Genomic DNA, 13,565 nt, shown 5'->3' with positions numbered 1-13,565 from the left:
CATGATCATGTTTACAGGAATCGTCGCGGCGGTAGGCCGCATTACCCAGGTGAGCCCGCTGGGCGACCAGGCCGAATCCGGCGTGCGTCTGATGATCGATGCCGGCGGCTTGCCGCTGACTTCCAGCCGTCTGGGCGACTCCATCGCCATTCAGGGTGCCTGCATGACCGTCGTTGCCCTGCACGATGAACAATTCGAAGTCGATGTCTCGCGCGAAAGCCTGGTGCGTACCTGCGGCCTGGAAGCACCTGGCGAGGTCAATCTCGAACACGCCCTGTGCGTGGGCGACAGCCTGGACGGCCACCTGGTCTCCGGCCACGTCGACGGTATCGGCCAGGTCACCTGCTTTGACGCGGTCGGCGAGTCCACCGAACTGCGTATTATCGTGCCCGCCCACCTGTCCAAATACATGGCTTACAAAGGCTCAGTCACCATCAACGGCGTCAGCCTCACGATCAACCGCGTCGATGATCAGGAGGAAGGCACCGAAATTTCCATCAACCTGATCCCCCACACCATCCAGGTCACTACCCTGCGCAATCTTCAGGTCGGCACCAACGTCAACCTGGAAATCGACCTGATTGCCCGCTACGTCGAACGCATGGTCGGCAGCATGGGCTCCGTCATCATGCCTGCCATCTAAATCGTGCTAGAATTACGGACTTCGTTTGTTTGGTTTTACCAGACATGCAGGACAGGTGGCCGAGCGGTTGAAGGCGCACGCCTGGAAAGCGTGTATACGTGAATAGCGTATCGGGGGTTCGAATCCCCCTCTGTCCGCCAGGATCCGAAATGGGGTCAGACACCATTATTAAAAAATAATGGTGTCTGACCCCATTTTCTTGTTCCGGGCTCTAGGCGCTACCCCATAAACGGGAGGTGCTGCCCTAAGTAGGGTGATACGTAGTTAAATGAAAGCATCTTGCAGAGAGGTGCTTTCATGAAAAGAATCATTCAAATTGCGTCGTACGGCAATAGTATTGCAGCGCTGTGTGACGACAACACCGCTTGGCATCTCCTGCCTGACGGAGAGTGGGAGCAGTTTCCCCATATTCCTAAGCAGAATCGCTACAACATTTCAGACGAGGAAATGGCTGCCAAGGCGGAGCAGGCAAAAAAGAAGTGATTCTTGTTAAACGGCAATGGTGCCAAGTGGCCTACTTTTCCACCTTCACCTCAAACCAGGCCTCAGTCTCCCCCAGGTTCTGAAACGCATCATCCCGCGCCCGGCCAGCCGCTGCGATCCACTGTTTGGCCAGCGCTACATCTTCGGGGCTCATTTCGTCTTCTGCGGTGTCCTCGATTGTTGCCCAGGCCTGGTAAGCGGCCAGGACTTCATCAGGCCCGCCCAGAGCGCGGTCCAGGGTTCGCTGAAATCGTCGTTCGGCGTCCTGGCGGGCTTTCTCGGGGATGTCGGCAGGGGCGTCTTGAAGGGTGATTGTGTACATGGCTTACTCCACTTGTTAGCTGTGTATTTATACAGCTAAATTTCAGATTGGAGAAGCTTTGCTGGGTTTTTTCTCGCCTTTAATGTGGCCTTGGTGGGTATGACTCTGCAAATGTCCCTTGTCTGTCATGCTGCGCCGCAATGATCAGGTAAAAACCCCAATACCGGCTGGCATGGCGCAATCCTACGATAAATGTGCGCGATGTGCGCTCATAAAAATATGCAGGAGCAGCCATGAAATTTACCCTATACAAAGACGCACGCGGAGAGTGGCGTTGGCGGCTGAAGGCGGCCAATGGAAACATCGTCTGCATCAGCTCCGAGGGGTACTCAAGCAAACAAAGTGCGCAGCACAGCATCGAGTCCGTGAAAAAAGGGGCACCTGACGCACCGGTGACTGAGGAATAGCGCATCGGGCTGGAGGGGGCGTAAATCCTCTTCCAGATTAAGGTTTCTGTCTAGGGTTTACGTAGATTGCCTGCTGTTTCGTATTTAGCTATTATCATAAGCATCTATTGCTAACATGTTAGCTAAAAAGGAGACTGCTATGTTGCCATGGGCTTCGCGCCGCCACACAGCTGCCCTGCAGCGCCTGGACACACAGGCCCTGCAGGTCGTGATGGGTAACGCCAGCATGATGTCGGCCTTTACCAACGTCGTGTCGGCCTCCCACGAGCAATCGACGGTATTGGCGCAACTCCGGGCTCACATGGGGCAACTGGTGGATCAGGTGGACGCCGTGAATCAGTCCGCCCAGACTACCCAAACAGAGGTCAACAGCGTGCATCAATTGGCGCTGCGGGGTAACGCTTTGCTGGTCGAGGCCTCGGCGCGCACGCGTGCCCAGGTGGATTCCGCCAAGGAACTCAATGAGCGCTTTGCCGAAGTCTCCCGGCAGGCCGGCGCGATCGAATCCATTCTGCGCTTGATTCAGGACGTTGCCATGCAGACGAATCTGCTGTCTCTCAATGCTGCCGTCGAGGCCGCCCGTGCCGGCGAACACGGCCGGGGCTTTGGCGTGGTGGCCGACGAGGTCCGCAAGCTCGCTTCCCGCACTGAAGCAGCCACAACCGAAATCCGGCAGATGATTGTCGGCATCACCGCCAGCACGTCGGCGGCCGATGGCTTTCTGAAGGCCGTCCTGGAGGACATCCTGCTGGGTGCCGAGCAGACCTCCCAGGTCGAAGATCTATTGGCGGATATCAGCCAGCACTCCCAGCATACCGGCCAGATGTCGGACGAAATGGCTGCCGTGGCGCAGGCCCAAGTCGAACTGGGCCACACCATGGCCCGCGATGTCGAAGCTCTGTCTCAGGCCACCGATAAATCGCTCGAATGGGTGGCCAAGAGCAACACTGAGATCCGCGATATCCAAAACCTGGTCGGTTCGTTCAAGCGCGATGTTTCAGCCTTGCTGCCGGAACAGCGTGCCCTGGACGTGCTGGTATCCTGCGCCGAGGAATTGCGCGCCTGCAATATCCTGATCAAAAATTCTGAGTCCTATGCCCAGGTCGAACCCGTCGTCCAGCGCATTGGCCAGATCGATGAATTGCTGGACCGCGCCTGGGTGCAGTATTGCCGCCGCCACCCAAAAGCTGAAACCCGTCAGCCGTTCCAGCAGGCCTTGCAAGCCTATCGCCAGACGCGTGCGCGCATTCTGGATAGCGCCCGCGCAGAACAATTTGCCCAGGTTCGGGATTTGATCTCCAATCAGGGGCGGCCAGCGTATGCGCTGCTGAAAGACCTGCTGACTCAGATGGGCAAGGCCGACTCCTAAGCTTGGAAATGGTGGAAATGGGGTCAGACACCATTGTTTTTAGTAATGGTGTCTGACCCCATTTTCCCTTTTTCTTTTAACCCAGCGCCGTATCCAGAAACATCATCACCCCGAACCCTGCCATCAGGCCCACGGTGGCGGCGGTCTGGTGGCCGTTGCGGTGAGTCTCGGGAATGACCTCGTGGGATACCACAAAAATCATGGCGCCCGCCGCAATCCCCAGGCTGACCGGGTAGGCGATGGGCAGGCCGCTGGCCATGCCTACGCCGATCAGGGCGCCTAAGGGCTCCATCAAGCCAGAGGCCACCGCAACCCCCACCGCTCGGCCAGAGCCTAGGCCAATCGCCCGCAGCGCCAGTGCCACGGCCAGGCCCTCCGGGATGTCCTGAATGGCAATCGCCATGGTCAATGGCACACCCACGGATAGGTCCCCTTGGGCAAAGCCTACGCCGATCGCCATGCCTTCAGGTAAATTGTGCAGAATAATGGCCAGCACGAACAGCCATACGCCGCTGATCCGGCTGGTCTCCGGGCCGGACAGGCCGCTGCTTTCATGGCGATGGGGCGTGAAATAATCTAGTCCCAGCATCAGCAGCACCCCCAGTCCCAGGCCCACCACCACGGTGGTAGCGGCGGCAACACTGCTGTCAAATAGATCTCGCGCCGCATCCAGCCCCGGCAGAATCAAGGAAAAAGACGCCGCCGCCAGCATCATGCCAGCGGCAAATCCCAGCATGCAGTCCTGCGTCCGGTTGTCCACCTGCCTCAGCGTCAGCGCCCCCAGTGCGCCCAGGGCTGTGGCTCCAAACCCCACCAGCCCGCCCAATGCGGCATATCCCAGATACGTGCGGTTATGTCCGGCAAATGATTGCGCCGCGCTATCCAGCAGCAGCCAGGCCATGGCCGCCAGCGCCAGCAACAGGCCCAGCGCCGGCCCCCGGTGCGCCAGCACCTGGCGGCGCCAGGATTGCAGCAATGTTCTGGTCATACGCGTATCTCTTTCAAGAGGTGAATGCCCCCTACTTTATCAGCAAGGCTGGCCCCGAAATTCTCTTTCTGGCATGGGCGGGGCACGCTGGTTCCAGTACTGCCAAAATGGCTGTCCCCCAGAAAGCTGCTTGAAGCTGCTAGCATTAGCAGTCTTGTATCTTATATCTGATTCCCCATGGCTAGAAAAATCAGTCTTGCATGCGTCTGGGTGCTGGCGATCTTGTGTTTCGTGGTGCCTTACTGGGTGCTGGATCAGGTTAACGCCTGGTATGGCAGCTTCCTGTTCTGGGGGGTAGCCGGGGTGCTGGTGATTATCTGCAATTTGATCGCCACGCGGGATTTCCAGGGGCAAGACGAATGAGCGCGACCGCAATCTGGTTGGGGGTGGCCGTTTATCTGCTGGTTGCGGTCACCGTGGCCTGGCTGGCGCGGGATGAGTCCACCAATGGCCGCAGCGTCAGCATGTCGGGCTATTTCCTGGGGGCGCGGCGCTTTGGCGGTTTTGTCTCCGCGCTAAGCTACAGCGCCACCACGTACAGCGCCTTCATGATGGTGGGGCTGGCCGGGCTGACCTACACGGCGGGGGTGGGTGCCTTCGGTTTCGAAATCGTGTATTTCGTGGGTGTGTCGCTGGTGGCCGTGTTCGGCCCGCGTTTTTGGCGGGTCGGCCGCGCTTATAACTTCATCACCCCCAGCGAAATGCTGGGCCACCGCTACCAGAGCCGTTCTGTCGCCGTCTCTACCGCCCTGACCAACTGCCTGTTTCTGATCCCTTATGCTGCCGTGCAACTGGCCGGGGTCGGCTATCTGCTGGCTGGGATGAGCGACGGCGCGATCAGCTTCACCACCGGCACCATATTTGCCACCATCGTGGCGCTGGTGTTCTCGTATATAGCCGGCATGCGCTCGGTCATGTGGACCGATGCCTTGCAGGCTGCATTCATGTTGATCTCGGCCTCGGTGGTCGCCTGGCTGGTGGTGCGGCACCTAGGGGGGCTGGGGCCCATGTTCGATCAGCTATCCGCCGTTCAGGGTAATGTACTGACCGTCCCAGGGCCGGGTTTTTTTTCCTTTGCCACTTTTTTGGGGCTGACCCTGCCGTGGTTTTTCTTCAGTTTGTCCAACCCCCAGGTCAGCCAGCGGCTGTTCATGCCTAAATCACTGTCCGCTCTGCGCGTGATGTTGATCGGTTTTCTGTGCTTTGGCCTGGTCTATACCCTGGTGTCGGTCACCTGGGGGTTTGGTGCTTTGCTGATTTTGCCTGGCTTGTCGCAGGCAGACCTGGCCACCCCCAGCCTGCTGGCTTCGGATGTCATTCCGCCCTTGTTGGCGGAAGTCGTCATGATCGGCATTCTGGCAGCGGCAATTTCCACCATTGATTCCATCATGCTGACCCTGTCATCTATGCTGTCGCGCGATGTCTACGCGCACGTCGCGGGCCACCGTGACGATGCCCGTCAATTGCGCTTCGGCAAACTGGTGCTGGCCGTGATCGCCGCCCTGGCCCTGATGTTCGCCGAACTGCAGCTTAATTTGATTGCCGTGCTGTCCGTGGCGGCCTCCACCGGCCTGGCGGTGGTCGTCCCGGCCATTATCGGCGCGTTCTTCTGGCGCCGAGGCACTGCTGCCGGGGCGCTGGCCAGTATTCTGGGTGGCAGCGCCGTGGTATTGACCATGTTTGCCACCGGCATGCGCCCCCTGGGCCTGTCCGCTGGGGTCTGGGTCCTGCCGGTGTCGATTGTGCTGTTCGTGGTCGTCAGCCTGTGTACTCGGGCGCCCCGGGCGGTGGCGGACGAATTCATGGCTCGAGCCTGCCAAAACAAGCAATGAATGAGATCAAAGAAATGGGGTCAGACACCATTTCTTTCTAGGAATGGTGTCTGACCCCATTTATTGCCGCGCCGCGTAACCTGCGCGTTGCACAGGGCGGTGTTGTCCTCAGGCAGTTTGATTTACTGCGTAATCACCCGGGATTCAACAATAAAGGCAAAGTCCCTGGGGGCGTCGTCCAGGACAGAGGGGCAGTCGATAAAGGTCTTGATGGCGCTGGCCGTATCCGGGTTGGCCGCCAGCATATACAAGGACCAGTCGCCTGCTGCGGCCTCGTTGTAGAACGCGTAGCTGCCTAGCCCGTATTGCAGGAACTCATCAACCGGAATGCGGGTGCCGTCGTCGATTGACTCTGCGCCCCCGCTGAAATGATCGTTGGGCAGCTTCAGCAAGGACATCGTGCCGCTGGGGGATTTCACCGCCAGGCCGATCGCCCCCAGACAGACACCCTGCCCGGACAGGCGTAGCTGGAACTCATCCACGATGGCGTTGCCCTGCGCGACCTTGAATGTGCCCAGCAGGGATACCTGGCGATAGGGGAACCCACCAGGCAACTCGGCAGGTACGACCCCTGCCAGGTCTTGGGTTTCCATCAGATCGCCCATATTTTTATGCCAATACACCGTGGTCGTGAAGTTTGGGATATGCACATCGGCCAACCGTCCCAGGCTGGGATCGCGGGCATAGGCCTGGGCCAACGCCACGGCCTGGCTGGCATCGGGCAGACCAAAACCATAGCGATTGGAATAAGCCAGCCCAGCCGCATTGGTTTGCCAGCCCAGGTCCAGCGGGACGCGGGTGGCTGCTGCTGCGATGTCCGTCGGGCTGCTGAGGGCATTCACCCACTGATTGTTGCTCAGATCCAGCTGATCCCCGAATCGGGGCAGAGTGCCTTCTGGCCCGTCCGGGCGGCGCTGCAGATAATCGACATCCACCCGGCGCGCCGATAGCCGCAGAATATCGCGCACATCGCGCCAACTGAGTTCAGGGTTGGCGCTGAGTATCAGCGCCGCCACCCCGCTGATGCTGGGGGCGGCTGCAGAGGTGCCATTCATGTAGCTGTAATCGCAGGCGGGATTGTCAGCCATCCCATTGCGTTGGGTTTCGCCGCGCAGAAAAGGCGTGGCGGCGGGGACTTTGCCGCCCTGGTAGCTATAGCCTGCCGCACAACCGCGCATGTCAGTGGAAAACAAGGTGGGGCCGTCCAGAGGGCCACGTCCTTGGTGTTGGTTATCGGGGTTTTCGCCATACAGACCATAGTCGCCGTATTCGCCCCCCATGCCACTGACCCAATTCACGGACCCCGCACTGCTATAGGTCGCCGCCTGCCCTTGTGCGGTGAGCGCTGCAATATGCAAGACATTGGGTTCCAGGGAGAGGGGGTCATTGGCTACGTTTACGCATGCCCGGCTGGCTGTGGGGCCGTCGCACACGATGGTTTGATCCCCATTGGTGGTGTATTCGTTGCCTGCGGATTTGATAAAGACCACCCCACGCCCATCGCGCAAGGTTTTCAGCCCGCGAACCAAGGGGGTTTCGAGGTCTTGCATATTGTCCGAATCAACGTCATCGTAGGGTTTGGCCATTTCGTCCTCTCCGTACGATCCATTGATCAGGTCGGCCTGGCGCGACCAATCGGCCCCCCCGTAGGCCAGAGCGAAGCGAGCTTGTAAGTCTTCTGCGTTGACGCTGTCATCTGCATCCAGCACGTTGGCGCCACCCAGACTCACCCTAGGGGCGATGCCCATCACGCCTTTTTGATTTTGCGCGGCTGCAATAATGCCGGCCACGGCGGTGCCGTGGGGGGCGGTGTGATGGTCGTTCAGAATGGTCGGATAAGGATCATGGCTGTTATTCACGAAATTCCAGGACATGCTTGGGTCGGCGTTGGAGGCCAGGTCTTCATTGTGCAGGTCCACCCCGGAATCCAGCACCAGCACCCGGACGCCTTGCCCCTTGACACCCGCCCGGTGGGCATCTTCGACGTTCAGATCCGTCCCGTTGGCTGCGGAGGCAAAGGCACTGAAATAGCTGTCCTTGTGATTTAACGCCCACTGAAATGGATATAAGGGTTCAGTGGCCCCGGTCTGGAAGGCGGTGGGGTCTGGATCAGGAGGAGGCGGGACAGGCTGGATTGGGTTGTCGCCACCGCCCGAATCACTGCACGCGCTCAGGCTGATGGCCAGGACGGCCCCCAGCAAAATCGAAAACCGCTTGAAAGGAGGAAGAGTGATGGCCATGGCAATGAGATATGAGTTATTTCAAGACGGGCTTGCTGTATTGAATTGGCAGGGACACCTGGGCGTCGGGTAGGCGGGTCTTGAGCAGATCGAAGGCCTGGACAGCCTGTGTCATGCTGGCAAACTGAATGAAAATCATGCCGGAGGGTGGGCTGGATAGTATCTGGGTGGGCTGGATTGCCGCGTCCCTGAGAATCGCCTGTATCTGGGACTCGGATGCCCCCAGGGTAACGACTTTATGGTGGCTGACCCCGACCAGACCGCGTTCGTCTTTCAGGCGGGTTTGCGTGTCGGTATTGCCAGGTGCGGATTTCGAGACCGCCCCGGCGGGCGGGGTGGTAGTGGCAGGCAGTGCCTGATAAGTTTTACCGCCAATGATATAGCTGGAGGCCTGGCTTGACGAGGCCCCGGCAGCTTGGGTGGCATAAGCCGTCAGGGCCAGGGCCAGGGCGGACAGCACGCAAACCAGTTGGCGTCGGGTAAAAAGCCTGGCAGGCGCAAGAAGCATGGACATGATGATACCCATTTGGTTGAAGTGGGTTTTAGTGTATCGAGAAACCAGGGTTTTGTTTTAGGCGGGCTATCTGCCTTGGGATGCATGACGAACAAAAGCCAGATCAGCTAAACGCTTGATCTGGCTTTTAAATTCTGGTGGGCGGTACAAGGTTCGAACTTGTGACCCCTGCCGTGTGAAGGCAGTGCTCTACCACTGAGCTAACCGCCCAATCGGACGCTGTCAGTATGTGCGCAGGAAGCGCAGTAACAGCCGACTGGAAAGATCGCCATTATACATAAATTTAAGTGGTATCACGGCTCTGGCGTCCTACCCATTCAGAATCTGCCCAGGGACATGCGTGCCACTAGTCTCAGTTTCGCCCGGCCTCGATTTCACGCCACAGGCTGCGTCCGCCGACAGCCTTGTCCAGGCCGTCCAGGTAGGCTTCGTGGGCCGCCCGATCCGCTGCGCTGAGCTGCGCCTCCGGCAGGCCGGACGCATCAAAACGCTGGATCGAGGCGCCTGCGTTCACCCCCTGACGGCCAACGGCATCGTCCGCATCGCCACCCAGCAAAGAGTTCTGGCCGCGGGTCATCGCCAGCCAGACCTCGCCCAACAGTTCGGAATCCAGCAGCGCCCCGTGCAACGTACGGTGTGCATTGGAAATCTCGAATCGGTCGCACAGCGCATCCAGATTGTTGCGCTTGCCGGGGAACATCTCGCGCGCCACCATCAAGGAATCCGTCACCTGGGCGCATAGGTCCGTAAACGGCGGCAGCCCGGCGCGCTTCAGTTCGGCATTCAGGAACTTCACGTCAAACGCTGCGTTATGGATGATGACCTCGGCGCCCTGCACAAAATCCACCAGTTGTTGGGCTACCGCCGAAAAACGCGGCTTGTCCGACAGGAACGCGGTCGTCAGGCCGTGCACCCGCAGAGCCTCCGGGTCGCTGTCACGATCCGGATTCAGGTACAGATGCAGATGGTGATCCGTCACCTGACGATTGACGATCTCCACGCAAGCCAGCTCGACCACGCGATGCCCTTGCTCCGGCTCCAGCCCAGTGGTTTCAGTATCCAGGACGATTTGACGCATAAAACAATATCCGTTGAAGAATAAATGGGGTCAGACACCATTATCACCATTATTATCGGCAACACAGCGGCTTGGGGTAAATGGTGTCTGACCCCATTTAATGATGTGACCCCATTTATGAGGGATCAGCCAGAACCGAGTTCTGCAACCCCTTGGTTGGCCAGGGCGTCGGCGCGTTCATTGCCGGGGTCGCCCGCATGGCCTTTGACCCAGCGCCAGTGTAGTTCATGCTGTCCGGCCAAGGCATCCAGATCCTGCCAGAGATCCGCGTTCTTCACCGGCTTTTTATCCGCTGTGCGCCAATCGCGCAGCTTCCAGTTGGCCAACCATTGCGTCATGCCCTTTTGCACATACACCGAATCCGTGTGGACTGTCACTACGCAACGGCGCTTCAGTGCCCGCAGTGCCTGGATCACCGCCATCAATTCCATGCGGTTGTTCGTCGTCAGCGGTTCGCCGCCGTGCAGGGTTTTTTCGTGTGGTCCCTGACGCAGCAGGGCGCCCCAGCCGCCAGGACCGGGATTGCCCTTGCAGGCGCCATCCGTCCAGATATCCACGATGGGTTCCGCCATTGGGTTTCCTAAAGAATATGAAGCCGGTATTCAGTGGCTTCGGGCGCACATCATAAAGCCTGGTCCGTATCCGGGTCTGAGCGCACCTGATTCGCCACGGGCACCACCGTTCGGCGCACGCGCCGTCGCTTGGATTTCCGCCATGCCGGGCCCACCAGCCGCATGCCGGTCACGCGTTTGACGGCGGCAATCGCGTAGACCGCGCCGCCCGCAGGCCACCAGCGGTCGCCTGCATGTTCCATGAACTGCCAGCGCTGCAGCCAGGTCTCGGTGGCGCACAGCGGCACATAGCAGCCGAAACGTCCGCGATCCAGCTCGAAGGACAGCAGCTTGAACCAGTCTTTCAGGCGCGTAGGCGACACCTGCGACGGCACCGGCACCGGCAATTGCAGCGCCAGGCCGGGTAAGGATTCGCGCAGGCCCCACAGGCTGTAGGGATTGAACCCCGTCATCACCACCCGGCCCTCGGGCATCAGCACGCGCTCGACTTCGCGCAGCACCTGGTGCGGGTCGCCGCACCATTCCAGCGTATGCGGCATCACCATCAGGTCCACGCTTTGGCTATCGAACGGCAGTTGTTCCGGTTCGCAGATCAGGCGCCCGGCGCGGGTGCCGAAAGGCGCATCCGGGCTGTGCGCCCAGGCTTTATAAGGGATGCGGTTGGCTTGCAGCAGATCCCAGTGCGGCAGGCCGATTTGTATGGCATGATACCCAAAGGCATTACTGACCATCGCATCGACTTGGCGCTGCTCCCAGGCGCGCACATATTGCCCCATTGGGGTTTCCAGCCATTCAGCCAGTTTTATCGGCATAGCGCGTTGCGGTGCCACCATCGCTCCTTACACATGAATCCACCCAATCCAGACACCCCGGCCACGCTGACGCCCATTCCGGCACTGTCCGATAACTACATCTGGATGGTACAAAAAAACCATCACGCCATCATCGTCGATCCGGGCGACCCCGCCCCGGTGCTGGCGCATCTGGGCTCAGGCATCACCCTGGAAGCCATTCTGGTCACTCACCACCACCAGGATCACGTGGGTGGCGTGCTGGCATTACACCAGCGAACCGGTGCCCGCGTCTATGGCCCGCGCCACGAAAAAATCCCTCATTGCGACATCCCTGTGGGGCAGGGCGACCGCATCACGCTGCCCGGCAGCGGGCTGCAATTCGATGTGCTGGACGTGCCGGGTCACACCGCCGGCCATGTCGCCTATGCAGGCCAGCTGGATGCCGACCAGACCGTTGTCTTTTGTGGCGATACCCTGTTTGCGGCGGGCTGTGGTCGGCTATTTGAAGGCACCCCTGCCCAAATGCTGCAATCCCTGGGTAAAATCGGACATCTGCCGCCAGACACCCTGGTGTGCTGCGCGCACGAATACACGGCTGCCAATATCCGCTGGGCATTACAGGTAGATCCTGATAACGCCATGCTGCAGGCCCGCGCCCGGGATACCGCCCGGCTGCGTGCTCAGGGGCTGCCTACCGTGCCCTCACGCCTGGCCCTGGAACATCAGACCAATCCATTTCTGCGCACCAGCCACCCGGCCATCATGGCAGCGGCCAGCCAGCATGACGGCACCATGCTGGACACCCCCCAGGCGGTATTCGCCAGCCTGCGGGCCTGGAAAAACAAGGCTTAAGAACACCGGTGCCATAAAATATAAATAATCCACCCATGAAAATCCTGAGATACCTGCTGCCACTGGCCCTCTTGATCCTGGCTGGTTGCGCCACAGGCCCCCAAGACACCAAAAGCAGCCAGCCCTACGTGGCCGCAGACACCTCCCGCACGGTAGACCTCACCCACCCGCCGCGCGACATGTGGGACCGCATCCGACGCGGTTTTTCCATCCCTAATCTACGCAGCGAACGCGTCGATTACTGGACGGACTACTATGCCGGACACCCCCAATCGGTCCTGATCATGAGCCAGCGGGCCGGCAAGTACCTGTACTACATCGTGGATGAATTAAGCCGCCGCGGTCTGCCGACAGAACTCGCCTTGCTGCCGTTTGTGGAATCCGCCTACAACCCCAATGCCCTGTCACGTTCACAGGCCTCGGGCCTGTGGCAATTCATTCCCAGTACGGGCCTGCACTACAAGCTGCAGCAGGACTGGTGGCGCGACCAGCGCCGCGACCCGGTTGCCTCGACCCAGGCTGCGCTGGATTACCTAAGCTACCTATACGAATTTCAGGGCGATTGGTATCTGGCCCTGGCGTCCTATAACTGGGGCGAGGGCTCTGTCAAACGCGCCATGGACAAAGCCGAGGACAACGGCCTGGAGCCCATCTATACCCAGCTGACCATGCCTGACGAGACCCGGAACTACGTTCCTAAGCTGCAGGCCATCAAAAACATCATCGCCCAGCCCGAAAAATACGGCATTACCCTGCCCAATGTCAGCAACGTGCCCTATTTCACCACGGTGCATAAGTCTCGCGACATGGACATCGCCGTGGCCGCCGCCCTGGCTGAAATGCCCCTGGAAGACTTCCAGGCGCTGAACCCAGCCTATAACCGGCCCATGATGCTGGCCGAACACAAGCCCGCGCTGCATCTGCCCCTGGATAAGGTCGATATCTTCAACGACAACCTGAAAGCCTACACAGGCCGACTGTCCTCCTGGCAGGTCGTACACCCTAAACGCGGCCAGTCTCTGGCAGGCATCGCCAAAACCTACGGCATCACCCTGAACCAGCTGCGCCAGGCCAATAATCTGGGCAGCAAACAAACCCAGGCCAGCGCTGCCGCCCTGTTGATCCCCGCCGATAATATTCCCGCCGACAGCGGCTTTCGCCTGGCCTCTTACAGCCCGCCAGCCGCTGACGACAATAGCCGCACTATCCGCCACGTCACCGTCCCAGGCCAGACTGCCGCCGCCAGCACCAAGGCCGATCAGCCCGCTTCCCGGGTGCGCATCGTCGAAACACGCAGCAGCCCTCGTGCACGCACCCACACTGTGCGCCAGGGCGATACCCTGTATGCCCTGGCACGGCGCTATAACACCTCGGTCGATTCCCTGCGCAAGCTCAATAACCTCAAAAGCTCGGCGCTGTCCACCGGCAAGCGCCTGCAGGTGCCCAATTAACTTTCAACCACAGGATTTCA

At 59.7% G+C, this 13,565-nt stretch carries 15 protein-coding genes and 2 tRNA genes; 9 read left to right on the top strand and 8 right to left on the bottom strand.

The window, feature by feature from the left end; translation table 11 throughout:
- Positions 1-7 precede the first annotated feature (7 nt).
- The 3 genes from VDP81_RS06650 to VDP81_RS06640 all read left to right on the top strand — a co-directional run bounded on the left by VDP81_RS06650 (position 8) and on the right by VDP81_RS06640 (position 1,126).
- Positions 8-643 carry a riboflavin synthase gene (locus VDP81_RS06650; protein WP_323011878.1) on the top strand — a complete coding sequence of 212 codons (636 nt, stop codon included), beginning with the start codon at positions 8-10 and terminating at the stop codon, positions 641-643.
- Positions 644-692: 49 nt separating this feature from the next.
- Positions 693-783: transfer RNA gene (locus tag VDP81_RS06645), tRNA-Ser, on the top strand.
- A gap of 157 nt (positions 784-940) precedes the next feature.
- Positions 941-1,126, top strand: a complete 186-nt coding sequence (locus VDP81_RS06640; protein ID WP_322995408.1) for a hypothetical protein — start codon at positions 941-943, stop codon at positions 1,124-1,126.
- A gap of 31 nt (positions 1,127-1,157) precedes the next feature.
- On the opposite strand, the gene VDP81_RS06635 is transcribed toward VDP81_RS06640, so the two are convergent.
- Positions 1,158-1,448 (bottom strand): hypothetical protein, encoded by a 291-nt coding sequence (locus VDP81_RS06635; protein WP_322995407.1) that lies wholly within the window; start codon positions 1,446-1,448, stop codon positions 1,158-1,160.
- A 233-nt stretch (positions 1,449-1,681) separates the two neighbouring features.
- On the opposite strand from VDP81_RS06635, the gene VDP81_RS06630 reads away from it, so the two are divergent.
- Positions 1,682-1,855: a YegP family protein gene (locus tag VDP81_RS06630; RefSeq protein WP_323011877.1), complete on the top strand. Its 174-nt coding sequence runs from the start codon at positions 1,682-1,684 to the stop codon at positions 1,853-1,855.
- Between the two features lie 139 nt (positions 1,856-1,994).
- Complete coding sequence (locus VDP81_RS06625) at positions 1,995-3,224, top strand: methyl-accepting chemotaxis protein (protein ID WP_322995405.1); 1,230 nt, start codon at positions 1,995-1,997, stop codon at positions 3,222-3,224.
- Between the two features lie 76 nt (positions 3,225-3,300).
- Here the strand turns inward: VDP81_RS06625 and VDP81_RS06620 are convergent, their stop codons facing one another.
- Positions 3,301-4,212 (bottom strand): ZIP family metal transporter, encoded by a 912-nt coding sequence (locus VDP81_RS06620; protein WP_323011876.1) that lies wholly within the window; start codon positions 4,210-4,212, stop codon positions 3,301-3,303.
- A gap of 177 nt (positions 4,213-4,389) precedes the next feature.
- Between VDP81_RS06620 and VDP81_RS06615 the strand changes: the two genes are divergently transcribed.
- Positions 4,390-4,575 (top strand): hypothetical protein, encoded by a 186-nt coding sequence (locus VDP81_RS06615; RefSeq protein WP_323011875.1) that lies wholly within the window; start codon positions 4,390-4,392, stop codon positions 4,573-4,575.
- Positions 4,572-6,044 (top strand): sodium:solute symporter family protein, encoded by a 1,473-nt coding sequence (locus VDP81_RS06610; protein WP_323011874.1) that lies wholly within the window; start codon positions 4,572-4,574, stop codon positions 6,042-6,044. Before VDP81_RS06615 ends, VDP81_RS06610 begins: the two co-directional genes overlap by 4 nt.
- A gap of 122 nt (positions 6,045-6,166) precedes the next feature.
- Here VDP81_RS06610 and VDP81_RS06605 read toward each other — a convergent pair whose 3' ends face one another.
- From VDP81_RS06605 to VDP81_RS06580, 6 genes are all read right to left on the bottom strand, one after another.
- On the bottom strand, positions 6,167-8,284 hold the full coding sequence (locus VDP81_RS06605) for a S8 family peptidase (RefSeq protein ID WP_323011873.1): 2,118 nt from the start codon (positions 8,282-8,284) through the stop codon (positions 6,167-6,169).
- A gap of 16 nt (positions 8,285-8,300) precedes the next feature.
- On the bottom strand, positions 8,301-8,798 hold the full coding sequence (locus VDP81_RS06600) for a hypothetical protein (RefSeq protein ID WP_323011872.1): 498 nt from the start codon (positions 8,796-8,798) through the stop codon (positions 8,301-8,303).
- A gap of 135 nt (positions 8,799-8,933) precedes the next feature.
- Positions 8,934-9,008, bottom strand: a tRNA-Val gene (locus VDP81_RS06595).
- Between the two features lie 142 nt (positions 9,009-9,150).
- Positions 9,151-9,876 (bottom strand): DNA polymerase III subunit epsilon, encoded by a 726-nt coding sequence (gene dnaQ, locus VDP81_RS06590; RefSeq protein WP_322995576.1) that lies wholly within the window; start codon positions 9,874-9,876, stop codon positions 9,151-9,153.
- Positions 9,877-10,001: 125 nt separating this feature from the next.
- Positions 10,002-10,448 (bottom strand): ribonuclease HI, encoded by a 447-nt coding sequence (gene rnhA / locus VDP81_RS06585; RefSeq protein WP_323011871.1) that lies wholly within the window; start codon positions 10,446-10,448, stop codon positions 10,002-10,004.
- 50 nt (positions 10,449-10,498) lie between these two features.
- Positions 10,499-11,278 carry a class I SAM-dependent methyltransferase gene (locus VDP81_RS06580; protein WP_416233243.1) on the bottom strand — a complete coding sequence of 260 codons (780 nt, stop codon included), beginning with the start codon at positions 11,276-11,278 and terminating at the stop codon, positions 10,499-10,501.
- Positions 11,279-11,293: 15 nt separating this feature from the next.
- Here VDP81_RS06580 and gloB point away from each other — a divergent pair, with 15 nt between their 5' ends.
- Complete coding sequence (gene gloB, locus VDP81_RS06575) at positions 11,294-12,094, top strand: hydroxyacylglutathione hydrolase (RefSeq protein WP_323011870.1); 801 nt, start codon at positions 11,294-11,296, stop codon at positions 12,092-12,094.
- Between the two features lie 35 nt (positions 12,095-12,129).
- On the top strand, positions 12,130-13,545 hold the full coding sequence (locus VDP81_RS06570; protein ID WP_322995572.1) for a transglycosylase SLT domain-containing protein: 1,416 nt from the start codon (positions 12,130-12,132) through the stop codon (positions 13,543-13,545).
- Positions 13,546-13,565 lie beyond the last annotated feature (20 nt).

The sequence above is a fragment of the Castellaniella sp. genome, assembly GCF_034675845.1.
GTDB lineage: Bacteria > Pseudomonadota > Gammaproteobacteria > Burkholderiales > Burkholderiaceae_B > Castellaniella.
This window is presented reverse-complemented; position numbering and strand designations above follow the sequence as displayed.

What these genes read in the sequence shown, in the direction of transcription:
- VDP81_RS06650 (WP_323011878.1), top strand. Translation starts at nt 8, where the DNA reads ATGTTTACAGGAATCGTCGCGGCGGTAGGCCGCATTACCCAGGTGAGC.
- VDP81_RS06640 (WP_322995408.1), top strand. Translation starts at nt 941, where the DNA reads ATGAAAAGAATCATTCAAATTGCGTCGTACGGCAATAGTATTGCAGCG.
- VDP81_RS06635 (WP_322995407.1), bottom strand. Translation starts at nt 1,448, where the DNA reads ATGTACACAATCACCCTTCAAGACGCCCCTGCCGACATCCCCGAGAAA.
- VDP81_RS06630 (WP_323011877.1), top strand. Translation starts at nt 1,682, where the DNA reads ATGAAATTTACCCTATACAAAGACGCACGCGGAGAGTGGCGTTGGCGG.
- VDP81_RS06625 (WP_322995405.1), top strand. Translation starts at nt 1,995, where the DNA reads ATGTTGCCATGGGCTTCGCGCCGCCACACAGCTGCCCTGCAGCGCCTG.
- VDP81_RS06620 (WP_323011876.1), bottom strand. Translation starts at nt 4,212, where the DNA reads ATGACCAGAACATTGCTGCAATCCTGGCGCCGCCAGGTGCTGGCGCAC.
- VDP81_RS06615 (WP_323011875.1), top strand. Translation starts at nt 4,390, where the DNA reads ATGGCTAGAAAAATCAGTCTTGCATGCGTCTGGGTGCTGGCGATCTTG.
- VDP81_RS06610 (WP_323011874.1), top strand. Translation starts at nt 4,572, where the DNA reads ATGAGCGCGACCGCAATCTGGTTGGGGGTGGCCGTTTATCTGCTGGTT.
- VDP81_RS06605 (WP_323011873.1), bottom strand. Translation starts at nt 8,284, where the DNA reads ATGGCCATCACTCTTCCTCCTTTCAAGCGGTTTTCGATTTTGCTGGGG.
- VDP81_RS06600 (WP_323011872.1), bottom strand. Translation starts at nt 8,798, where the DNA reads ATGTCCATGCTTCTTGCGCCTGCCAGGCTTTTTACCCGACGCCAACTG.
- dnaQ (WP_322995576.1), bottom strand. Translation starts at nt 9,876, where the DNA reads ATGCGTCAAATCGTCCTGGATACTGAAACCACTGGGCTGGAGCCGGAG.
- rnhA (WP_323011871.1), bottom strand. Translation starts at nt 10,448, where the DNA reads ATGGCGGAACCCATCGTGGATATCTGGACGGATGGCGCCTGCAAGGGC.
- gloB (WP_323011870.1), top strand. Translation starts at nt 11,294, where the DNA reads ATGAATCCACCCAATCCAGACACCCCGGCCACGCTGACGCCCATTCCG.
- VDP81_RS06570 (WP_322995572.1), top strand. Translation starts at nt 12,130, where the DNA reads ATGAAAATCCTGAGATACCTGCTGCCACTGGCCCTCTTGATCCTGGCT.